The sequence below is a fragment of the Lysinibacillus sp. EB106-09-02-XG168 genome, assembly GCF_058791475.1.
The window spans coordinates 131,727-154,748 of the sequence record NZ_JBYTDN010000003.1 but is presented as its reverse complement, the minus strand read 5'-3'; the positions used below and the strand labels follow the sequence as shown (position 1 = coordinate 154,748).

21 protein-coding genes and 1 pseudogene are annotated in these 23,022 nt (G+C 37.5%); 9 read left to right on the top strand and 13 right to left on the bottom strand.

The window, feature by feature from the left end:
- Positions 1-37: 37 nt before the first annotated feature.
- Positions 38-1,240, bottom strand: coding sequence for an MFS transporter (locus AC3WSO_RS01930; RefSeq protein WP_492528258.1), 1,203 nt, complete (start codon positions 1,238-1,240; stop codon positions 38-40).
- A gap of 114 nt (positions 1,241-1,354) precedes the next feature.
- On the opposite strand from AC3WSO_RS01930, the gene AC3WSO_RS01925 reads away from it, so the two are divergent.
- Positions 1,355-2,074, top strand: coding sequence for a YetF domain-containing protein (locus tag AC3WSO_RS01925; RefSeq protein WP_492528256.1), 720 nt, complete (start codon positions 1,355-1,357; stop codon positions 2,072-2,074).
- Positions 2,075-2,336: 262 nt separating this feature from the next.
- Here the strand turns inward: AC3WSO_RS01925 and AC3WSO_RS01920 are convergent, their stop codons facing one another.
- The 3 genes from AC3WSO_RS01920 to AC3WSO_RS01910 are packed head-to-tail and all read right to left on the bottom strand — an operon-like array spanning position 2,337 to position 4,209.
- On the bottom strand, positions 2,337-3,119 hold the full coding sequence (locus AC3WSO_RS01920) for an ABC transporter permease (RefSeq protein WP_492528254.1): 783 nt from the start codon (positions 3,117-3,119) through the stop codon (positions 2,337-2,339).
- Positions 3,116-4,009: an ABC transporter ATP-binding protein gene (locus AC3WSO_RS01915; RefSeq protein WP_492528252.1), complete on the bottom strand. Its 894-nt coding sequence runs from the start codon at positions 4,007-4,009 to the stop codon at positions 3,116-3,118. The genes AC3WSO_RS01920 and AC3WSO_RS01915 overlap by 4 nt, the downstream gene beginning before the upstream one ends.
- A complete protein-coding gene (locus AC3WSO_RS01910; RefSeq protein WP_492528250.1) occupies positions 4,006-4,209 on the bottom strand; it encodes a PLDc N-terminal domain-containing protein in 204 nt (67 codons plus the stop codon). The genes AC3WSO_RS01915 and AC3WSO_RS01910 overlap by 4 nt, the downstream gene beginning before the upstream one ends.
- Positions 4,210-4,600: 391 nt before the next feature.
- On the opposite strand from AC3WSO_RS01910, the pseudogene AC3WSO_RS01905 reads away from it, so the two are divergent.
- Positions 4,601-4,723 (top strand): annotated as a pseudogene (locus AC3WSO_RS01905) (YfzA family protein); the annotation flags it as partial.
- Between the two features lie 137 nt (positions 4,724-4,860).
- On the opposite strand, the gene AC3WSO_RS01900 reads toward AC3WSO_RS01905, so the two are convergent.
- The 4 genes from AC3WSO_RS01900 to AC3WSO_RS01885 all read right to left on the bottom strand — a co-directional run bounded on the left by AC3WSO_RS01900 (position 4,861) and on the right by AC3WSO_RS01885 (position 9,655).
- Entirely contained in the window at positions 4,861-5,970 is a 1,110-nt protein-coding gene (locus AC3WSO_RS01900) for an acyltransferase (RefSeq protein ID WP_492528248.1), read from the bottom strand.
- 257 nt (positions 5,971-6,227) lie between these two features.
- A complete protein-coding gene (locus AC3WSO_RS01895) occupies positions 6,228-7,913 on the bottom strand; it encodes a hypothetical protein (protein WP_492528246.1) in 1,686 nt (561 codons plus the stop codon).
- A gap of 342 nt (positions 7,914-8,255) precedes the next feature.
- Positions 8,256-8,687, bottom strand: coding sequence for a protein-tyrosine phosphatase family protein (locus AC3WSO_RS01890; RefSeq protein ID WP_492528244.1), 432 nt, complete (start codon positions 8,685-8,687; stop codon positions 8,256-8,258).
- A gap of 20 nt (positions 8,688-8,707) precedes the next feature.
- Entirely contained in the window at positions 8,708-9,655 is a 948-nt protein-coding gene (locus AC3WSO_RS01885; RefSeq protein ID WP_492528242.1) for a carbohydrate kinase family protein, read from the bottom strand.
- A gap of 273 nt (positions 9,656-9,928) precedes the next feature.
- Between AC3WSO_RS01885 and AC3WSO_RS01880 the strand changes: the two genes are divergently transcribed.
- Both AC3WSO_RS01880 and AC3WSO_RS01875 read left to right on the top strand, forming a co-directional pair.
- A complete protein-coding gene (locus AC3WSO_RS01880; RefSeq protein ID WP_492528240.1) occupies positions 9,929-10,492 on the top strand; it encodes a GNAT family N-acetyltransferase in 564 nt (187 codons plus the stop codon).
- 17 nt (positions 10,493-10,509) lie between these two features.
- Positions 10,510-11,427: an EamA family transporter gene (locus AC3WSO_RS01875; protein ID WP_492528238.1), complete on the top strand. Its 918-nt coding sequence runs from the start codon at positions 10,510-10,512 to the stop codon at positions 11,425-11,427.
- Between the two features lie 91 nt (positions 11,428-11,518).
- Here AC3WSO_RS01875 and AC3WSO_RS01870 read toward each other — a convergent pair whose 3' ends face one another.
- Positions 11,519-11,638: an S-layer homology domain-containing protein gene (locus tag AC3WSO_RS01870; protein ID WP_492528236.1), complete on the bottom strand. Its 120-nt coding sequence runs from the start codon at positions 11,636-11,638 to the stop codon at positions 11,519-11,521.
- A gap of 716 nt (positions 11,639-12,354) precedes the next feature.
- Here AC3WSO_RS01870 and AC3WSO_RS01865 point away from each other — a divergent pair.
- From AC3WSO_RS01865 to AC3WSO_RS01845, 5 genes are all read left to right on the top strand, one after another.
- Entirely contained in the window at positions 12,355-13,458 is a 1,104-nt protein-coding gene (locus AC3WSO_RS01865) for an extracellular solute-binding protein (RefSeq protein ID WP_492528234.1), read from the top strand.
- Positions 13,459-13,590: 132 nt separating this feature from the next.
- Positions 13,591-14,661, top strand: a complete 1,071-nt coding sequence (locus AC3WSO_RS01860) for an ABC transporter ATP-binding protein (protein WP_492528232.1) — start codon at positions 13,591-13,593, stop codon at positions 14,659-14,661.
- Positions 14,662-14,673: 12 nt separating this feature from the next.
- Positions 14,674-16,395, top strand: coding sequence for an ABC transporter permease (locus tag AC3WSO_RS01855; protein WP_492528230.1), 1,722 nt, complete (start codon positions 14,674-14,676; stop codon positions 16,393-16,395).
- A gap of 27 nt (positions 16,396-16,422) precedes the next feature.
- The gene (argH, locus tag AC3WSO_RS01850) at positions 16,423-17,937 is read left to right on the top strand and encodes an argininosuccinate lyase (RefSeq protein ID WP_492528228.1); all 1,515 of its coding nucleotides are present in this window, start codon (positions 16,423-16,425) and stop codon (positions 17,935-17,937) included.
- Positions 17,934-18,881, top strand: coding sequence for an N-acetylglucosamine kinase (locus tag AC3WSO_RS01845; protein ID WP_492528226.1), 948 nt, complete (start codon positions 17,934-17,936; stop codon positions 18,879-18,881). Before argH ends, AC3WSO_RS01845 begins: the two co-directional genes overlap by 4 nt.
- A gap of 145 nt (positions 18,882-19,026) precedes the next feature.
- Here the strand turns inward: AC3WSO_RS01845 and AC3WSO_RS01840 are convergent, their stop codons facing one another.
- The 4 genes from AC3WSO_RS01840 to AC3WSO_RS01825 form a co-directional block, all read right to left on the bottom strand.
- Positions 19,027-20,325: a transglutaminase domain-containing protein gene (locus AC3WSO_RS01840; RefSeq protein WP_492528224.1), complete on the bottom strand. Its 1,299-nt coding sequence runs from the start codon at positions 20,323-20,325 to the stop codon at positions 19,027-19,029.
- 109 nt (positions 20,326-20,434) lie between these two features.
- A complete protein-coding gene (locus AC3WSO_RS01835) occupies positions 20,435-21,589 on the bottom strand; it encodes a transglutaminase domain-containing protein (protein WP_492528222.1) in 1,155 nt (384 codons plus the stop codon).
- Positions 21,590-21,836: 247 nt separating this feature from the next.
- The gene (locus AC3WSO_RS01830) at positions 21,837-22,097 is read right to left on the bottom strand and encodes a metal-sensitive transcriptional regulator (protein ID WP_010857552.1); all 261 of its coding nucleotides are present in this window, start codon (positions 22,095-22,097) and stop codon (positions 21,837-21,839) included.
- Positions 22,098-22,171: 74 nt separating this feature from the next.
- Positions 22,172-22,882 carry a glycosyltransferase family 2 protein gene (locus AC3WSO_RS01825; RefSeq protein ID WP_492528220.1) on the bottom strand — a complete coding sequence of 237 codons (711 nt, stop codon included), beginning with the start codon at positions 22,880-22,882 and terminating at the stop codon, positions 22,172-22,174.
- Positions 22,883-23,022 lie beyond the last annotated feature (140 nt).

The window sequence follows — 23,022 nt, the reverse complement described above, 5'->3', positions numbered from 1 at the left end:
GAAGAAACAAACTGGACGCTCCTCGCGATTTTTATGATTACACCGTCGAAGCTGGTTTATCCTTAGGTAAGAAAAAGGCTACTAGTAATAATAATGGTAGCAAAGATACAACCATCATTGTAAAATCAATCCCTCTATGATCCATCAATACACCAATGACCATCGCACCTATTGCCCCCATTCCGAAAGCAAAACCAGTTGTTAAACCAGCCATTGTACCAATTTTTGTTGGCACAAGCTCCTGTGCGTAAACCACCGTTACCGAGAAGCTAATCATAATGAGTGTACCGATAATTACTAAAAATATAATGGCTGCCCATAATGGTACATATGGCAACGCTAAACAAAATGGCATCGGTACAACAACGGACAGTAAAATAACATTTTTTCGACCAATACGATCTGATAATGAACCCCCGAAAAATGTACCAATAACGCCAAATGCCATAAAGGTGAATATTAAAACTTGGCCTAGTTGAAGGCTAACCTCATAATGATCCATCAAATAAAACACATAAAAACTTGTAATATTAGTAGTATAAAATGATCGCGCAAAAATAATAGTAAACAGTAACGTCAACGCAATGCCTACTTGCTTCTTCGTTAATGGAGGCAAGTTAGAAACTAATACTCGCTTTTTCTTTGCCATACGTTCTTGCTCCATCTGCTTCTTATACCACTTTGCAATTTTACTTAATAGTAAAATACCTATTGCTGCAACTACTAAGACCATTGCTGCACCACGTTGTCCAAAGATAGCAAAAACATAAGCGCTAATTAATGGTGCTAGTGCTTGCCCAGAGTTACCTCCGACCTGATAAATCGATTGAGCAAGTCCTCTTTTTGAGCCTGCTGCCATAAATGATACACGTGAACCCTCGGGATGGAAAATAGCTGAGCCAAACCCTAAAAATAATACTGCAATAATTATTACCCAGTATTGTGATGTGAACGCTATAATGGCTATGCCAATAAATGAACTAATCATACCAATTGGTAATGCATAGGGCATCGGCTTTTTGTCGCTAACAAAACCTACAACCGGTTGCAAGGCAGATGCGAACATATTTAATACAAACGAAATAAGACCTATTTGAGTGAAAGTTAACCCTAAATCACTCTTTAATATTGGGAACATCGCTGGTATAACAGCTTGCATCGTATCATTGATAAGATGGGCAATAGCTATTGCTATCATAATTGGATACACTGGATTATTTAAATTTCCGACTTGTTTCATGCTGCCACCTCACTTTTTAAATTATCTCAAAATTTGGTTACAAATGATTGTCGCATACTATCGACCTTTTTGCACAAGCTATTTTCATTAGCGGTTTAAGGAGTTGATTTATGTATGGACGATTTTTTTCACACTCATTTTTGGGAAATGATACTTAGAGCAACGCTTTCTTTTTTCGCACTACTAATGGTAGCCCGAATTCTTGGAAAAAAACAGCTTGGTCAACTTACATTTTTCCACTATACAACAGGTATCACATTTGGTTCGATTGCTTCAGAAATAGCAGCACAGGCAGAAACACCCTTTTTAGATGGCCTTATTGCATTAATTTGGTGGGGCGTTTTAACATATTTGATGACTATTCTTACTATTAAATCTAAAAGAGCTCGTGTAATTATTGATGATAAGCCAACAATCCTTATTCAAAATGGACTTATTTTAGAATCTGCCTTAAGAAAAAATCGTTTGCATATGGATGAGTTAACAATGATGCTACGAGAACAAGCTGTATTCTCTGTTCAAGATGTGCAATATGCACTACTTGAAACTACCGGTAAACTTAGTGTGCTACCAAAGCCTGCTGAACAAGCGGCTACAAAACAAGATGTAAAGGCCGATGTAACACCACCAACTTATATTCCAACAGAAGTGGCTTCAGATGGCCAAATTATTTATGAAAACTTAGTTGAACTTGAGTTGACGGAAGAGTGGCTTATGAAGAAGTTAAAAAAACAAAATGTCCAATCCGTTACAGATGTCTTTTTTGCCCAAGTTCAAGCAAACGGCTCCTTATATATAAGCTTGAAGGATAAAGCAAGACGATCAAGCCCTTAACAGCTTGTCTCGTCTTGCTTTATCTATTTTTACATATCTGACGGTTTACAATGCCAATTCGTTTTCGAGCCGGAGTTGCTAAAAAACACCAACCCGATAAAAATCTACCAAGTTGATGCTCATTAAGCTATTTAAAAACAAAGTACAAACGGAGTTCTCGAGGGCCGCTTCGATGTCGGCCATTTTAGTAATGCCACAGGACGTGGCGTTTTTAGACGTGCTCCTCTATTTCAATCGTTGTTCGGACACCCGCTGAAAGAAGTTAAATTTTCGTCATCGGTGCGTTTTTCTTCATCGTCAAAGCTCCGATACTCATACAAATTATCGTGATCACTAATGTAATAGATAGACTCCACCAATAATCCGACATCTCCATCGTGCCCCTCATTAATTGAACGCCATATACCGGTAATTTCCACGGTGATATTGTCCAAAATGCCCCTACTAAAGCATCCACTATTTGCCCAATGAATATGACAGCGAATGCACATGCTGTTGCTACCACTGTTGTAAAAGCTGCACTCATCATTAATGTCACTGCTATCACGAAGAGTAGCCAAGAAAAATACGTGAAAAAACTTGCCATCAATGTCCCTATCTCAAATGTCCCATAAAGCACGACCGTATAGTATATGCTCGCAGCAAAACCAGCTAAAATACTAATTAAGCTAACAGTACTCATGACGATAAATTTGCTCATAAAATAAGCGCCGAAAGATATAGGACGGACATACAATAAAGTAGCCATCCCACTTGCTCTTTCTTTACTAATAGCTCCTACAAAAGAAGCTACTAATACGAGTAAACCTATCGTTTGAAATTGACCAACGGAAGCTTGTAATAGGTCAACTGGCATTAATTCTGGCATCAACATTTCAAAGCCTTCTGGTAAGTTACCAACAGCATTTAAAATATCCATCATGTAATAGTTTGTTAGCGGATCACTCATACCGAGCAACGCAAATACAAGAGGTATCCATAAAAACTTCCAGCTTCGCCAAGCTTCTCTGAATTCCTTTTGTAGAAGTACAGTAAATCCTCTCATATTTTTCTCGCCACCTTCATGAAAATCTCTTCAAGTGATGCTGTTTGCCGCTCCACTTTTCGTATTTTATAAGGACTACTACTTAAATATTGAAGGAGCCCTTGCATGCTCGGCTTTTCATCAATAATTTTTATATATACATTACGTCCCTTTGCTTCCCCAACAAGTTCAGATTGACTGGCAAAAAGTTTTGCCTCTTTTTCAGTGCTAAATTCTATAACATAATTTGGTTCATCGAAACGTTGTCGAACTTCACGTAATGTCCCCTGTTCTACTAACTTCCCATCACGTAAAAACAATAATTGATCGGTCATCTCTTCGGCATCATTTAAAATATGCGTAGAATATAAAATAGTTGTTTCTTGTTGTAAACCCTTTAACAAATCAAGAACTTCTCTACGACCTACCGGATCCAATGCAGACACAGGTTCATCCAATAACAGTAATTTAGGCTTATGCACAATTGCCTGGGAAATTCCAAGCCGTTGTTTCATGCCACCAGAAAATGTAGCAATTTTTTTATTTACATCATTACCTAGACCTACAAACTCAAGTGTTTTTTGTGCCTCTACTATTGCTTTTTTTGCAGGCACACCATTTAATTTTGCAGCCATTTCAGTAAACTCTAACGCACTTAACCAAGGATGGAATTGCGGGTATTGTGACAAGAAACCAATATTAGCTCTTAAATTACCATCCAGCATTTTTACACTTCCAGAGGTTGGTTTTAATAAACCTGTTAGCATCGATAATGTCGTTGTTTTACCAGCGCCATTAGGTCCAATTAATGCTGTCGATGTATTTTTTTCTAATGTGAACTCCACTCCGTCCACAACTACTCTCTCTGCAAATTGTTTTGTAAGTCCTGTTACCTGAAGTAATATCGTCATGATTGTTTTCTCCCCACTATAAAGTACGCAATCGAACCAAGATAACTAGTAAAAATAATAAGAAACACCCATAAAATTTTAGGCCCATTAGTTGCATGGATTTTGCGTAAATCAAGTAGAGCTATAATCATTAAAACAAATTGGACGACAATTAGTGGTGCTATGACTGCCCATGGAACTTTCGCTAATTCCTCGAACATAGAAATCACCTCACTTTTGTTATATTACAACTATAACAAAGTTTTCTTCTTATATGTATAGCACTATTTATGTGTGTTGCAAAATGAAAATAAGAATTCAAATATTTTCGGATACTAATTTCCACTGCGGGAGAGCCTTGAGCCGCTTACTCCGCTTTGTTGACGCTTTTCGCTCAGAAAACATTTCACTCCGCGCAAGGTCTCTTTTGTCTTGCTTTTCCTGCTCGAGTAATAAACAGATGAATTATTACTAAAGTTGGATTCGAAAATACTTGAAAGCTAAGAAAGGCCTTTGAATTACTTCACACACGAGGAAACAAACTTCCAAATAAACATTAATGGTATAATTTAGCGCAATATTATTTCTATAATGTAAGCAAAAGAGGGGGGTAAGCTATTCGGGAGAATTACAGAATCTTCATTTTTATATGAGTGGTTCACTTTTTACGAAACACAACACTTCAACGTATTTATTGTCTTTTTTGGTATCGTACTTTTCGCACTTGGAAAATAAGTGCGATAAAAGGCATTTTTTAGAAAGTCAGTCTCTAATTAGTGATTAATATTGCTTAAACAATATTATTAAAAGAAGTAACTCCGTTTTGTTCAATCTTTTTTCAAAATGGAGTTACTCTTTTTCAAGCAAAAATACTAAAGCGAACTCTTTCCATTCCACTTTGGTGCAGGTAAATTTCCAAATAAAAACCATGCACGTGGGAAAAGAAGATGCAATGAGCGAATAAATACATAACAGCAAATGACCGTTAAGAAAAATCTTAGGAATACATAGACATGTATATGGGAAGAAACGAGGTTGCTCAAAATAATATCGCTTAACAAGTATAAAATCCATGGATGGACTAAATAAAACCCGAACGAATAAATTCTTAAATGCTCTGCAAATTCGTTGAGCTTTCGCCCTCCGTGATGGGCTAAATAGATACTAATTTTGAATAGTACAAAACATGAGAGAAGCATATAGCTAGAAGATAACAATTTAAATACTATGTATGAAATTTCATCATACCCCAATATGCTGCGGAAATAATATAGAATTGTGTAAACTATGCCTACTAAAAAGGTAAAGGACATCCATACAATATATTGTCTTTTCGACCATTGTTTCTTTAAAAATTGATAATATAAAGCAACCCAACCACCAAAGAAAAAGCTTGCAATGTAGATCGCAAACAATGGAACGATAAAGGAAATTTCAAACATTTCAAAGTAACTTTGAACAACTAATTCGACAGCGAAGCCAATAAATAATAAATATTTTTTAAACCACCAAAAGCGTTTCACGAGATATATAAAAAGAGGCATTAAAAAATAGAGTTGTACTAAAATTAAAATGAAATATAAATGATAATAGGCTCCCCCTGTAACGATGGAAGTGAACATTGCCTTCCATCCTGTAAACACTCGAAATCCTTGGTAGTAGGAAAACAACTCATAAAAAATAGACCAAATGAGGAAAGGTCCTAGAATAAACAAAAATCTACGTTTGTAAAAGCTTGTCCATGTTTGTTTTGTAAAGGGTTTCGATTCATAATTGTAAAACAATGTAAGACCGCTTAAAAATACAAAAACAGCCCCTTCAAAGCGGGTAAAGCGATTTAAAAATAAATAGAAAAAATAAGAGTTGTTATCATTGGAAATTTCAATTAATGCAACCCCAGTAGCGTGAATTACAATAACAAGTAACATCGCTGTTACTCGCATAAATTTTACTGCGTCAATTCGTTCTTTATTTAAAGGCAATTGAAGAACCTCCCTAGACACAATAATAACTATATATTAACTAGGTCGTCAATAAACCGGAATTTCAATAGCTTATCTCCATAAGGTGGGATTGATTTCCGTTTCAACTGTGCGCTTCTAAAGGCGGGCTGGACGAGAAGGCGTAATCACAAGACATGTTGTTTTTAGCCTTCGTCCCTCCACTTTCCAGCGTCGCCTAACCACCACTCCAACCAACTTATATAAATGGCATAGTTTTTATGTGTTTCTCACCCCTATTAATTAGAAACAAAATCGTTAGAACTATCGACTGCTAACGCCATAGCTAAAGCATAGAATGTGCGACGTGCTCCAGCACAATTTGGCGATTCTTTATCAGTAGTCGTAAGATCTGTAGCAGAGCTAACAGTCCCATCTGTATTTGAAGCATCTGCTAAAATATCTAAGCGGGTCAAATCCCAAAGCCCTGAACGACCGTGCGATGGGAAAGAACTTTGACCATGTAATGCTTGACCAACATCTAGTTGAAGTTTAGCTGCTTCTCCGATTGTATTATTAATACTGGTAAATCCTTGACCTGTAAATCCAGGATAAACATTGAACAATCCAACCATAGCTTGATTGATTCCCTCACCCTTATTAGGCATTTGCCACGGATTTTTGACCAACTCTGATGAGCCTAACATAGCATTTTCTGGAATGTACATACCCCAATATTTAGCCTGGCTAAACGAATTATTAATTAAAGTATTTTTGATACTTGAATAGTCTGTAAATATATCTTGGTAGGTATTAATCATCTGAGTTACCATAATTCCAGCGTCTGAATCAAAATTTAGAACAAGATTGTACCATGATGAAGCTGTTGGATTTTCGATTAAGCTTGCAAAAATTTGTAAGAATGTTATTGCAAATGTATTATATGCTGGAGAATCAAATCGAGATCGTAGCATACTATTCGCTAAGGTTACTTCGGAAAATCCATGAACCGGCAGAACTCTTTTAGCAGTTAACGAATTGTTAAAAGGCTCTTGTTGGAAACACCCTTTAGAAGCATTAGTAACTGACGTATTGGAACCCCAATGAGTATAACTAAGAACATCTCTTATTGCGTTTTTCATGTTATATGCAGGGTTTAATGAAGCCCCAGTCTCATTAACTTTTACATCATAGACATGTGCGGCCATCCAAAAAGCAATTGCATTTAGCGAGGCATTGAGAATAAATCGCTGGTTTTTAGTATTAAAATAGGAATGGTGATCTATATAATCTCTACCACTTGTCCCTGGTTGAATGCCCGCAAAAGCAACTTGCCCTGAATTATCAAGAACTGTTGGCATCCCTAGGTAATTTTTTTGAGGATCGGTAGATAAATCTGCGGTAGTTAACCAGTATCCAATTTGCCCCGAATATGGTCCTGTGGCAAAACGGTATGCTTTTTCTGAGTCATTGTATGTCCAAGCTGACGGGGTACGATGATACTTTAAAGCATAGTATTCTTTAGAATTTAATACTTCATTAGCAAAATAGTCTCGATATCGCACTAACAACTCATCTACTTTAGAAAGTGATACGTCACTTTGAGATTCATCTAACTTCTTGAGCATGGCTACACCAAGATAAATAAAGCCCGCTAAAGGATTAATTGTGGGAAAATTATATGTTCTATCTAGCAGTTTTGGAATAACAGTATTAACAATTTCTTTGTAAACTGCATCACGCTCTCCAGCTAGTGCCTTTTGTTGTGCGAACTGGGCACAGAACATCATTAACTGTCCAACACCTTGTTGATATGTGGACGCATCACTTGTGCCATTTAAGAGATGATTTTGGAAAAATTTTCGCACACGTGGATATCGACCTTTATCCTTCTTATATGGATGGTTTAAAGATACCTGCTCATTAGACAATAGAAATGCTTCGGCAAAGGCATGAGCCTCTTGTAAGGGTGTAAATGTAGTCAACTGATTCACTCCTAAATTTGTATTTTTTACTTACAAACATTAAAGTGAATTATGTTTTCTAAAATAAACCAGTCTATTATTTTTGATCACTATAGCGTGGAGGTGATTTTCGTTCTCATGACATACGTTTTAACATAATGACATCCACCTTTTAAAGAGCAAAAAAGGATTCATACACAATTTTCACATGTCGCACAGCCTCCACTCCAATCAACCTAATAGACATGATATACGTTTTAAACAATGTGATGCGTTCTATGTCGTTAAACAATATTCACCAAAAATCTACCTAAAAAAGAAGATGTACCAAAGTTAAAAAAACCTTTTGGTACATCTTCTCATTTATTTATATAGCTTTTGCAAAGCATCTGCCATTTTTGGACGAATTGTTACTTGTGGACGGGCGTTCTTTACGGCCTCTTCCGCTGCCTCAAGAGAATTGGCCATGCCAAGCTCCATTAATACAGCAGTGGCTGCCACTCCTGCGCGGCCTCCCCCACTTCCACAATGGAAGTACACTTTCTGCCCACTCTCATAGGCAGCAACAATTTCCTTCGCAACGTTTTGAATAGATGGTGCTACTTCTATGTCCTCATCAGCAATTGGCATATGCTTGTACACATATGCAGCCGCTCCCTGCTCCTCATTAGATAAACCGTTTACGCGAACATCAATCACAATATCCACTTTTTCTTGTTCAAAAGCTACATCTGCATCTTTCGCACCGCCAAAGAATAATCGATCCTTCACTAATACATCGTAATTTTTCTCCATTGTATGCACACTCCAAACGACTATTTAAGTAAATGCTTAATATCATCATAGTATGGAAGAGCTGTTAATGCCCCTGCTTTAGTAGCTGCCAAAGCACCTAGCTTATTGCCAAAACTTGCGCAACGAACAAGTTCTTCCTCTGTTGTAGGTAAACCATTGTAATGAACATCGCGTAATACACCAGCCATAAATGCATCTCCAGCACCTGTAGTATCTACTGGTACAACCTTTTCTGTCGGTACATGGATAACCTCACCATTTAATACCGCATATGTACCATTTTCCCCTACTGTTACTAAAATAATAGGCACTAAATAGCTGTTTAATTGCTCAATTCCCTCTTGCAAGCTAGTTGTTTCTGTCAGGAAAAACAATTCCTCATCAGTGACCTTTAAAATATCTACGTTCTCGAAAAATGACGTGATCGTTTCACGGCAAATCTGCTCACTGCTCCAACGTAGAGGGCGAATATTCGCATCCATTGCGATAATTGCGCCTTTTTCTTTTGCCATCTCTACAGCAGCACGTGTTGTCTCAAGAGCTGTAGGATGGAACATAGTTCCCGAGCACACTGTTAAAGCAGATGCATGTTTAAAAGCTGCTTCGTTTAATTGCGTTGCTTCTACTTGTAAATCTGGCGTCTCATCGACATAATCTTTAAAAATTCGCTCGCATGCCTCTGTTAAATGAACATAGACACCGCTAACACGCTTCGCAGGGTCAAATACCGCATAATCAAGGTTTACCCCTTCTTGTGCAAGGCCATCTCGAACGAATTGTGAGCCTTCGTCGTCTCCAGTAATCGTAATTAATGCAGATGGAGCACCGATACGGCTAATTCCCGCAGCAACATTTACAGTCGCACCACCCATATATTTAGTAAATGATGTATTTGTTACATCATCAGCGATATAGTCAATAAAAGCATCTCCATAAACTAAAATATAATCCTTATCTTCCTTTGTCATTGTTGTCCTCCCGAAACTCTAGTCATTATAGATTAACACGAAATCAGATATCGTATAAAGTTTTAAACTTTCGGAAAAATAATCAAATATGGCTTGGTATAATTGTAGCTGTCGCTTTGCTTTCGCTACAGAAAACATTTGCCGCAGTCGCTTCGCTTTCGGGCAGATAAACAATGCGGTAAAGATGCCGTCAGAATATCACCATTTATTCAAAAATTTGAGTCATCCTTTATCTTTGTTATACTTGCCTATAGAAAGGTAGGGATTTTGACAATGAGTATTACAATTCGACAAGCGCAACTACAGGATGCCCATGCCGTTATACCACTAATTATTGATGCGATTGGTGAAATTGCAAACCGTTTAACAGGAGAACAGACAGCAGAAGCAGTAGAACAAGAACTTACTGTATTATTCAAGCGTGAGGATAATCGACATTCCTATTTAAATACTTTTGTAGCTGTTGAGAATGAGCAAGTACTAGGAATTCTTGTTTACTATAATGGTGTCGAAGCCATTCATATGGATGCGAATCTCGTAAAATGGCTTGAAGAAAAAAATGCACCATCCGTCATCATCGATAAAGAAGCTCATGAAGATGAATATTATATTGATACTATTTGTGTATCACCAGAAGCGCGTGGTAAAGGAATAGGAACATTATTATTACAATTCGCCTTAGAGGAAACGCAAAAACGAGGCTATTCAAAATTATCATTAAATGTTGAAACGGAAAAAGCGGACGCTCGTCGCCTTTATGAACGTATGGGCTTTGTTATTACAGAGCCATGGTCCATTATCGATGAACCATTTCATCATATGGTGAAACAGTTTTAGGAAGTGAAATAAAAAACATGAAAAAGAATTTAATTTATCCTCTATTGATTGTCATTGCTTCTAGTAGCTACGGAATACTATCGACAATTGTCAAAGTAGCTATGCAGCATGGCTTTACAACAGGAGAGGCAGTATCAAGTCAATATATTATTGGCTTTATGCTTGTTGCAACTATTTTTATAGTGACACAAAGACAATTACCGAAGATTTCTAAAAAGGGACTGCTAATTTTAGTGTGTGCCGGGATACTTACCGGTACTACAGGGATTGTATATGGAGAATCGTTAAAGTATCTTCCTGCCTCTCTTGCAGTAGTAATGCTCTTCCAATTCACATGGATTGGCTTATTAATAGATTGCGCACTTCATAAACGCTTACCCAGTCGGACTGAAGTGATTTCTATCATTGTATTATTTGCTGGAACCATTTTAGCGGCTGGTGTACTAAATGTGGATTTAAGCGGTATTGCTATTCAAGGCTGGCTGCTAGGTTTTGCTGCTGCCTTTACTTTTGCTTGCTTTATCCAATTTAACTCTCGTCACGTGGAGGGTATTACAACTACATCACGCGTGATAATTGTTTCCTTTGTCGCCCTTATCATCATTAGTATTTTCTTAAACCCTGAAGTTCTTTGGAACGGTAAATTATTTGCCGGTGGTCTATGGAAATTCGGACTAGCACTTGGACTCTTCGGTATTATTTTGCCGATTTATTTATTCTCTATAGCTGTTCCGAAGGTGGGAGGAGCCCTTGCCTCTATTTTAAGCGCTATCGAGTTACCCGTGGCTGTAACTGTTTCAGTTATTGTTTTACATGAACCTTTAACTCTTTTACAAATAGCGGGTATTATTTTGGTTATTCTAGGTATGATGCTACCGACAATACTTTCGCAACGACGACAAAAGGATAAATCTTTAGAGCCTATCAGTAAGTAAATACTTTAATCTAAATTTCCAAAGGGGGAGGTATCATATTTTTTTGATACATCTCCCTTATTTCTTTATTCACTTTTATAAACCAAGCGCTCTATACATGCACGCCGTAAATTCTGCGTGTTAAGTTATCATTTGGTCTAATATTACCGTTTTCATCGCCTAGTGCGATGTTATTGTCTGCTAGAGTGGCAATATACCCACTCGTCAACACGACGAGACTTTAAAACTCTTCGAATTCTTCTTTTGTCATGTATTTAGCCTTCCGTTCTATCAACTACTATTTCTCCTTCATTTAATTCAGCTGCAGAACTTGGAGTAATTGAAAGACCTAAAAATAATACTACTCCAAAAATTGTTGATAATAAGTATCTCATTTTTACTTCACTCCTTTTCATTTTAAAAAACAAACAATTCGAATTATTCTAGAAATGATAGCATGCATTTCAAATTTACCAAAACCAACTTTTGTTCACTTTTGAACATATTTTGATAATCCTTAAATTTCCGCTATTTTAAAGAGTTTTGATTTTAGTGAAACACCATTGTTTTATGTACGAAAGCTCAGAGGTAAGATGTTGCTCAAAGGCGTTATCACACGACGCGATTCGCTTAGCCTTCCACTCTCCGCTACGCTTACTCATAAATTTAATTTTATAGATGTCCTTGTTTCAAATCGTAGCATGCATTTCAAAATCACCAAAATCAACTTTTGTTAACTTTTGAACAAAAGTTGATAATCTATTCCGAAAAGCTTTAATTCTCGCTATTTTAAAGAGTCTCCGACTTTAGTGAAGTACCATTGCTATCTAGTATTTACATAGTTATGATGAATCTAATTATAATTTTTTAACTATTCTAACATTAATGTAAGGTCTCCGGATTATACTGCTATATGTATGTTTTTCATTATTAGGGAGGGGGAAGATTATGCAGAAAACACGTATCTTCGGCTTTTTACTTGTACTGATGGTTGTTGTCTTAGCTGCTTGTAGTAGTGATAACAAGACTGCTACAAAAGATGCAACAGACAGTAACAAAACGTCCGATTCTGAAAAGACCGATGTGGCAGCTACGCCATCTGGAAAGCTTGTGATCTATACCGGGCGCGATGAAGAAATGGTGCAAAAGGTAATCGATCAGTTTAATGAAAAGTACCCAGACATTGAAGTGGAATTTTTAACGATGGGTGCGCAGCAAATTTTGGAACGCCTACGTGGTGAAAAGGCTAATCCTCAGGCTGACTTTTGGTGGGGCGGTACGCAATCTGCACTAACGGTCGGTGCCGATGAAGATTTACTTCAGGCTTGGAAGCCTAGCTTTAACGACTCCATTGATGCGGCTTATAAAGATGCAGATGGTCGTTGGTTTGGTGAAATGTTACTACCCGAAGTGATTATGATTAACAGTGATGTATTAAAGAAAGAAACGGGCCCACAGGATTGGGATGATTTATTAGATCCAAAGTGGAAGGATAAAATTTTAATTCGAGGTGTATTAGCATCTGGGACGATGCGTACTATTTACTCATCAATGATTTTACGTCAAGGCGCAGATTCTCCTGAGAAGGGCTACGATTGGTTATTAAAATTAGATGCCAACACGAAGGAATATACACAAGATCCGAATGCACTTTATTTAAAGATGACACGACAAGAAGGCAGCGTTTCTTTATGGAATTTGCAAGATATTTTATTAAAGAAATATACGACTGATTATCCGTTCGATTACATTTATCCAAAGAGTGGTGCACCGATTTTAGTTGATGGTGTTGGTGTTGTGAACAATGCTAAAAACTTAGAAAATGCAAAGCTCTTCACAGAATTCATATTTGAAAAAGGTATGGTGACTCAACTAGCCAACGATTACTATCAAATTCCTACTCGCTCAGATATCGATAAAGCGGCAATGCCTGAGTGGTATAAAGAATTAGATTTAAAAACTTTTGATATAGATTGGAAGCTCATGACTGAGAAAGAAGCTGAATGGATGGAGCATTGGGATAACAATATTAAAGGCCGAGGAAAAAAGTGAACGATTCCTAACCTGTCCTATGGTGCTGAAATTATAAGACATCTATGAATATTGTTCATATCTTTAAGCCTCGAGTATATTTTGCTCGAGGCTTCATGCAACTAATTTTCTAACGAGAAAGGAGCACTTCAGTTGAAAAGTGTCAAAATAGAAAATGTCTCTAAGAAATTCGGTCACATTCACGGCGTAAAAGATTTAGATCTTCATATTAAATCTGGTGAATTTTTTACCTTCCTCGGTCCAAGTGGTTGTGGGAAAACGACAACACTAAGGATGATAGCCGGATTTTATTACCCAACGGGAGGAAAAATTCTTTTTGATGATTTTGATGTGACAAGGCTTCAACCTAATAAAAGGAACATTGGTATGGTGTTTCAAAATTATGCCCTCTTTCCACATATGACGGTAGACGAAAATATCGCCTTTGGATTACAAGTACGGAAATTTTCAAAGGCAGAGATTAAGCAAAAAGTTGACCGTATTAGAGGACTTGTCCATTTATCGCAATATGGTAATCGGAAAATTAATGAATTATCTGGTGGGCAGCAGCAACGAGTTGCATTAGCAAGGGCGCTTGTTATAGAGCCTGATATTTTATTATTAGACGAGCCCTTGTCGAATTTAGATGCTAAACTACGCGAAGAAACCCGCGTAGAAATAAAACGTATTCAATCCGAGCTCGGTGTTACAACCATCTATGTTACACATGATCAAATGGAAGCTATGTCTATGTCAGATCGTATAATGGTCATGGAGAATGGGCACGTCAGACAAATCGGTACACCACAAGAGATTTATAATCGACCTTCAAACCGCTTCGTAGCAGATTTTATCGGCGAGACGAACTTAATTGAGGCGACAATCGATGCTATTAACGGTAACGATATACAAGTAAAAACAGCGAGTGGACTTGTTCTCACTGGGCGAAAGCAACAAAGCTCCCCCACTTTAACGCATATGATTGGAGACAAAGTGTTTATTTCTATTCGTCCTGAATCTATTCATGAAGGTATTGGTGAAAACACATTAACGGGTAAAATCACTTTTGTTGAATTTACAGGAATTAGTGTGAACTACATTGTGGAATGCCTAGATTTTTCACTAAAAGTAATGATTATTAATATGAATGGTCAATTCAAAAAAATTGGTGAAGAAATCACTCTAACTATAGCCCAAGATTCACTGTATTTTTTAGGAGAATAGGAGGGTACTAACATGGAAAAAACACACCACAGTTCTTCTGAAGGAAATGCATGGACACGTCTAACTAGCTCGAACTGGTTTGTCTATATTTTAGTTGCACCTTTATTTTTAGTGTTGTTTGCCTATGTGGTATACCCGTTCTATCAAACGTTTAAAGAGAGCTTTTCAGGTGATGATGCACTCTCTAATTATAAAAATTTCTTTAATATAGCTAGCCCAGCAAATATAGAGGCATTGTGGACTAGTATATATATATCCGCTATCAGTGTTATTTGTTGTGCGATCGTCGGTGTAACTATGGCATTTCTTCTGGAACGCTATAATTTCCCAGGTAGACGGATACTCTCTGTTTTAGTATTGGTACCTATGGCTCTTCCTCCGTTAGTAGGTGTACTGTCCTTTACCTTTTTGTATGGAGACAGTGGTATTTTCCCGCGTGCATTTCAGCACCTATTCGGTTTAGAGCAAGTACCCTTTTCATTAAAAGGCATATGGGGAGTTATCGTAGTACATACATTCACTATGTACACTTACTTCTACTTAACCGCCTCAGCAGCTATAAAAGGTCTTGATCCAGCTTTAGAAGAAGCCGCTACTAGCTTAGGTGCCGGGCGTATTCGGGTATGGACAAAGGTTATTTTGCCCATGTTAACACCTTCGATTGTTGCCTCCTCCTTACTCGTCTTTATGATATCTATGGCATCCTACACTGCACCTTTAATGTTCGGTGTCGAACGCACGATGACCATGCAAATCTATTTATCTCGTACGAATGGGAATTTAGATATGGCAGCGACACAATCTATGATTTTATCCTTTGTGTCCATTACCTTTTTAATTGTGATGCGCTGGTATCAAAACCGTCGAAATTATCAAAACCTCAGTAAAGGGATTAGTGTTCACCGTTCTGAAGTGTCTTCAAGAGGCATGAAAATTATGGCGACTATTGCATCTTTCATAGGCACATTAATTTTAATTTTGCCGATTTTACTGCTTATTTTAATTTCATTTTCCGTTGATGGTGCATGGAAAACACAAATCCTCCCAACAGACTATACATTGGATCATTATCAAGCACTTTTTACAGATGAACGGACGTGGCGACCGATTTGGAACTCCATTCAAATGGGGATTGTTGCAACATTCGGCAACATTCTTTTCGGTGTTGCAGCAGCTTATGCAATGGTTCGCTTAAACTTTAAAGGTAAAACATTACTCGATATTTTAATTATGGTTCCTTGGGCATTGCCGGGAACGGTTGTAGCTGTCAATTTGATTGCTGCTTTTAGTACAGAAAATATATTCGCCTTTAATCAAGTTCTTGTCGGGACGTTCTGGATTTTGCCGTTAGCTTATTTTATTAGACATTTACCTCTTGTTTTCCGATCGACATCGGCATCACTTGTTCAATTAGATCAATCTATCGAAGAAGCGTCACGGAGTTTAGGTGCAACATGGTGGTATTCATTTAGACGTATTGTACTTCCCCTTACATTTACGGGCATTTTGGCAGGTACGTTACTAGCACTTGTTCAAAGCTTTGGCGAATTCGTAGCGTCTATTCTTATTTACAGTACGTCAACCATCCCATTATCAGTGGCGATCTTCCAAAAACTATATTCGTTTAAATTTGGAACTGCTTGTGCATATGGAGTATTACAAATTTGTTTAATTTTAATTGTGCTTATTATTTCTGAGAAGTTATCTAAAGGCAGTGCTGGTTCGGCCATATAACTGCTAATCTAATAGGAGGCAATTCATATGTTTGAAGATTTTCGCAACAAAACACAGCAAGAAGATGGGATGATCTTCCCTTCTAATATTTATCGTAAAATTGTCTTACAGCCGGCTTACGATGAAGCCAAGAAAAACTTTTTAACAATTATTCTACAAATCAATATTGCACACTTAAAAATGTTAGAAGAACAGGGACTAGTAAAAAAAGAAGAAGCTAAAGAAATCGGAATCGCTCTAAAGAAACTAGATTTGAACTATTATCGTATAGAGGATTACAGCCCACTATATGAGGATTTGTTTTTCCGCATCGAAAATAAATTAATAGAGCTTGCTGGAGATGTTGCTGGAAATCTTCACATTGGGCGAAGTCGTAATGATATGGGCATTGCCATCTATCGAATGACTTTAAGAAAAAAATTGTTATTGCTTATGCGAGAATTATTGACATTACGGGATGATTTAATCGCAGCTGCTGAGGAGCACGTTGATACGATTATGATTGGCTATACACATACGCAGCAGGCACAGCCAACAACTTTTGCTCATTATTTGAAGGCTGTCATCGATCAACTTGAACGTGATTTTGAACGTTTACAGCATGTCTACAAAACGGTGAATCGCAGTAGTATGGGAGCAGCAGCATTAACGACAACAGGCTTCAATATTAATCGAGGGCGCATGCGTGAGTTATTGGCTTTCGATGATATTATCGAGAATGCGTGGGATGCTGTTGCTGGTGCAGATTATATCGCAGAGGCAGCGAGTATCGTTCAGCTTGCAGCACTTAATCTTGGCCGTACATCCCAGGATTTTCTACTATGGGCTACACAGGAATTCAATGCATTTACGTTGGCGAGCCCGTACGTACAAGTTAGCTCGATCATGCCACAAAAACGCAATCCTGTTTCAATAGAGCATACACGTTCATTGCTATCAGCGGTTGTTGGTGACGCTAGTACAGTATTACAGATGGTACATAATACACCTTTTGGAGATATTGTAGACACAGAAGATGATATGCAACCATATTTATGGCGCGCCATCGACCGTTTAATAGGTATTTACGAACTATTTGGTTCGCTAGTTGTCACGATGGATGTAAACAAGAAAAAACTAAGAAATCGAGCAAACAATAGCTTTGCCAATGTCACAGAGCTTGCCGATACGTTAGTGCGTTCTGAAGGGATTTCATTCCGGCAGGCACATAGTATTGTTAGTAAATGTATTAAAGTATTGCTCTCTCATGGTGAGGAATCTTTAGCAAGTCTTACATGGGGGCTTACTAATACACAAGCCAAATTAATTACAGGTAAACCATTAAAAATTTCTGAGGAAGATTTTTATAACACATTAAAGCCGGAGACCTTCGTTGGTGTACGTACATTACCTGGTGGTCCAGCACCCGCAACGATGAAAGAATCTCTTGAACACTCCAAGACAAATTCTCATAATCTTTATGAGTGGATTCGTTTGAAGGAATTTAAAATTATTGAAGCAGAAAAACAATTAACAGTATTTTTAGAGGAATGGAATCAATGATGGGATGGCTACTTATTATTGACGGTGGTGCTACAAAAACGGCATGTGCGCTCGTACATGCCGAGTCAGGTGAAATAATTTATACAACATCAACAAGTGGCTCGAATTATCAAGCAATCGGTGCTGCATCTGCTACAGAAATATTGCAAGCGTTATTAGCAAATGTGCAGGACTTTTTACAAAAGCAAGATGACGCAAATATTGCTGTTGCAACCTTCGCAATGGCTGGGATTGATTCTCCCAAAGATCAAGAAATCGTATCAGAAATCGTTCATAACGCCGTATCAACATTACAGCTAAAAATAGATACGCTTATTATAGAAAATGATGCGCAAGCCACTTTACTTGGCGTTACTGCTGGACAGGCAGGAGCGTTACTCATCGCTGGAACAGGAGCCATTGCTTACGCATTTACCGGTACGCAAATAGTACGTGCAGGTGGCTGGGGGCATCGTGCTGGAGATGAAGGCAGTGGCTATTGGCTCGGTCAAGAAGTAATACGCGCTATTTTCCGCATGGAGGACGGGCGCGATGAGCCGACTCTATTAAAAGATGCTGTCTATAATCACTTACGGATCCAAGACGTCACAGAGCTAGCTACATGGCTTTTCCATCCATCTTACACGAACGCGCAGCTTGCAAAAATGGGGGCATTTTTAGCCGATGCCGTGGACAAAAAGGATCCATGCGCCATCCAAATATCAATGCGTGCTGCCCAAGAACTAGCGCTCCTTGCATGTGCTGTGTTGAAAAAAACCGACTATCAAGGCGACACTTTTAGCCTTTATTGTAATGGTGGTGCCATTAAGCATAATCCATTAATTTTTAAAACTTTTTCACAGGAAATGAAATCGATGTATCCGCAAATTGAAGTTTCTCTGTGTCAACATCCCCCAATCCATTATCTTATAGAGCGAACAAAAAGAGCCTATGACAATCTGTAATGTCATAGGCCATTCATGTTGTTGAAAACTATTATGTTCAATGGAATCTAGGTGCATTTAAACAAAGTACTACTCTTCTGCAAAGCGAGCACTTCACATAACGTGTATCTTCTGGCATGTCACTCATATCATTTTATTGATCAAGTTAAAGCGCCATTTTTTTCAGTTCATTTGTCGTAAAATATAAATAGTTGTCCTTCACAAATAAATCCTTTGTTTCTTCCCTATTTAATATTTGTTCTCCGCTCCCATCCGGACGAATCTTCGTTAAATACGCTCCTTGTGAATAATTACTAAAATATAGCCAACCATCCGCATAAACAACGTACTGTGCGCGTGAATTGGAAATGCGTTTCGATTTACCTGTTTCTAAATCAAGCACGTACAATTTATTATTATCAGAAACATTACTATAAAATATTTGTTGCCCTACCTTTGCAGCGAAATCTACATTGTGAAAGTAGTTATACTTTGTACTCGTTGCTTTCGGATAGTCTCCAGCAATCCACGTATGATCTTTTGCCATCGTTCGATCATCCACTAAAAAATATTGATAACGCACTGCCCCTTTACGATCAGGCACCGGATCATTCCATGTAGTATCGAGATGGTACCATTGTCCATCCAGCTTTACTAAATTCCATGCATGTCCTTCCTTTCCGACATAGCCTACTATATATTTTGTTTCTATACCTAGCTTTTGTAACATCGAATGAGCCAGCAATGCATAGCCCTGACAAACGCCACCATGTTCCGCAAGCACTGTGTAAGCGCTATGTGGACTTGAATTCGTTTGATCCGTATACGCGGTATTGGCAACAATATAATCATTGACAGCCCTAACCTTTTCTACATCATTTAATGATTGTTTATCAATAGAAGCTACGACCTCTTGAACATTCATTTCAACATATCCGGACTGCTCTGGTGTCATTAAATAACTTTGCTCCCCAAATACTTTGGCAGTTCTTCCTCCATATTCAAAACGAATTGAGTGTTTACTAATATGGCCATATACATAATCATCTCGTTTTATAGCATTTTCATAAGCTTCTTCCACTAACTGTTCAATTCGTTGTGTATTGCCTTTATATTGAATCTCAAAAGTAGGTGAAAAACTACTGTAGTACGCATACATCGCATCAGCCATTTCCTTTGCATTTGTTACAACTAACTTCGCTTCAGGTTTTTTGACTGCAGGAGCTGTAACGGCTACTCCTTCTTCTGGTTTTTCTTCTATAGGTGCTGTGGCCGTTTCAATGGAGGTATTCTCTGAAAGTTTAGCAGTAACGTCTATGATTTTTTCCTTTGTTGAAAGAAGCATCGTTTCTATCTCATCATTATTGGCCCAAGTTATCACTTGTTGTACAACTGCCTTACCAGCCGTATAAATGGGGTCAATAAAAATAATGATTATTACGATAATGGCTAACTTTTTCCACAAAATCCTCGCCTCCAACCTGTTTCCTGTATTCATTATATACAAAAAAAGCACAAAGAGCTCAGTTGGAGGCCCTTTTGTGCTTTCATTTTATCAATAGATAAGGATATTCTTATTTAATTTTAAGTTTCTGTTCGTTGCCCTTAACATTATAAACTAAAAAATTACCGTTAATTCTTAAATCTGTAACTGCTTGTTTCACGAGCACCTCAGTTTTTAATGTTTTTAGATTTAAATTTGTTAAGTAACCGCTGTTACTGTAATCACTGAAATATAAAGAGTCATCTGCTCCAGTAATATACAAGGCACGTTTATCAATAACCTTTGTTTTCTTACCACTTGCTAGATCAAGCTTATACAATTTATCTTTATCGGCTGTATTACTAAAGTATAGTGTATTTTTATCCTGATATGCAAAATGAACATTTAGCATATAGTTATATTTTGAACTTGTTGCAGCTGGATAATTGGATGCTATCCATTTATGATCTTTCTTTAGTTGTGCATCCGTTACTAAAAAATAATCGTACGAAGAAGCGCCAAAACGATTTGGTAATGGATCATTCCATGTTGTATCTAAATGATACCACTGACCATCAACCTTTACTAAATTCCATGCATGCGCCACGTTACCATTAACAGTTCCAACAACATACTTTGCATCAAATCCAGCTTGATCCAACATTTTATAAGCCGTTAACGCATAACCCTGACACACAGCTTGTCCTTCCATTAACAATGCATAAGCACTATGGGGACTAGCCTTTGTTTTAGTACCATATGTAGCATTTGACACGATATAATCATTAATCGCTTTTACTTTTTCGAACTCTGTCATCGAAGGCTTAATAATCGCTTTTAATATTTGATCAACCTTTTTTTGCACCGCCGCTTCTTGCGTTTGGTTTGTCAAATACTTCACTTTAAACGTTACATTGCCTGTTGAGTCTGCAGAAATATTGGTACTTTCCATATGACCACCCGCATAGACTGCTTGCTCCTGTGCTTTTTTAAAGGATTCCATAAATTTCTTTTTGAAATCTGTCATTGGTCCACTATATGTAATGTTAATTTCGGGAGCGAAATTATTTAATTGCTTTACGATTTCTGTTGTGAATTGATCCCAAGTTGTTACGTTAGTACTAGCTACTACATGATGTGCACTTATTGGGGAAGTATTTACTGAACGAGCATCCGCCTGTTGAGCATAGGCTGCTGTTGGACTTAACATCAGCAATGCCGCTCCGCCTATCAACCATTTTTTCACAATAAATCACCTTCCCATTTGTTATATTCTTGTAATTAGAATAACAGAGAAAGTGACTACGAATCTATCGGACAAGTTCACTAACTGTGACTTTTAACTGCATTACCTTCAAACATCACATAGGTATAAACTCCCTCTAATAAAAAATAAGTATCGAATTAAACTATATTTTTGTACAAAAATAAAAACTCACCTGTTTTAAGTGAGTTTTCTTAGCCATTTTCTATCGAGCAGGCTTCTCTTTATGTTAACGACTTTTTACAACTAAATTAACTGCTTCTTGAATAACTTCATTCATTTTCTCGCCATCACCTTCAGCATTTTGTACACATTCTAGAAGATTCGTGCTAACAATTACACCAACTGTGCGATCTACTGCTGAACGTACGGCCGATAATTGAGTAATGACTGCCTTACAGTCCTTTTCTTCTTCCATCATTTTTAAAATCCCACGTAGCTGTCCTTCCATGCGCTTCACACGATTTTTCACTTGATCTGAATATTCCATCATCATTGCTCCTTCTTTCTATACTCGCTACGCTATTGAGTAATTATTATCCTATTACAAAATTAAACATGTAGCTATTTTTCCCTCGGTTTTAAATAATTCATAAGCATGGTAGCAATAATTGACCCTGCATTTGTTATTTCATCATACTGTATCACTGTATTTTTCTTTATCCGTAACTGCCCTATCTCTACCTCAAAAATTGGACACTTTCTTTTAAGCGCAGCGACTAGCATATTTGTGTCGTAGTCATATCGTTCACCTTTTACTTTCATCAGCCACGGTAGTTCCTTTATAGAAATAAACCGCAAACCTGTTTGGGTATCCACTAATCTTCTATGATAAAGGATTTCAAAAAACAAACTTGTTGCACGATTACCGCAGTAGGATAAAAGGCTACTGTCCGCCGAATGGAAGTTACGTACTCCTAACACAATTCCTTCAGAAAATACCTTTGTCATCGTTAAAACGAGCTTTACATCTTGTAAAGTATGTTGCCCATGAGCACCTACTGTAATGACACCTTGAAACATGCTTCTTTGCGACCTTACATAGGCAAAGGCTGTTTTTAGTGCGCCTCCCTTACCAACATTGTGGTCATGCTCTAGTACTCGACAGCAATCAATCTTTTTTAACTCTTCAAATACACTTGCATATTTTTGATCGCTACCATCATTGACAATAATAATTTGGCTAATAGTGGTAGCTAATAACTGATGGACATAGGTTATAAGTGACTGTTGTGGATTATAGGCTGGTATAATTGCTGCAATATTTTTCATCATCTCTATCCCCCGGATAACATGAAACTTTGACAGATTTACTTTTTTAATCGCTACTTCAAACCTCGACGAGTTTCCTTATAACACATAGTATCATGTACCGGGGACAATTCAACAATAACGGTATTTTCCCGATATATGAA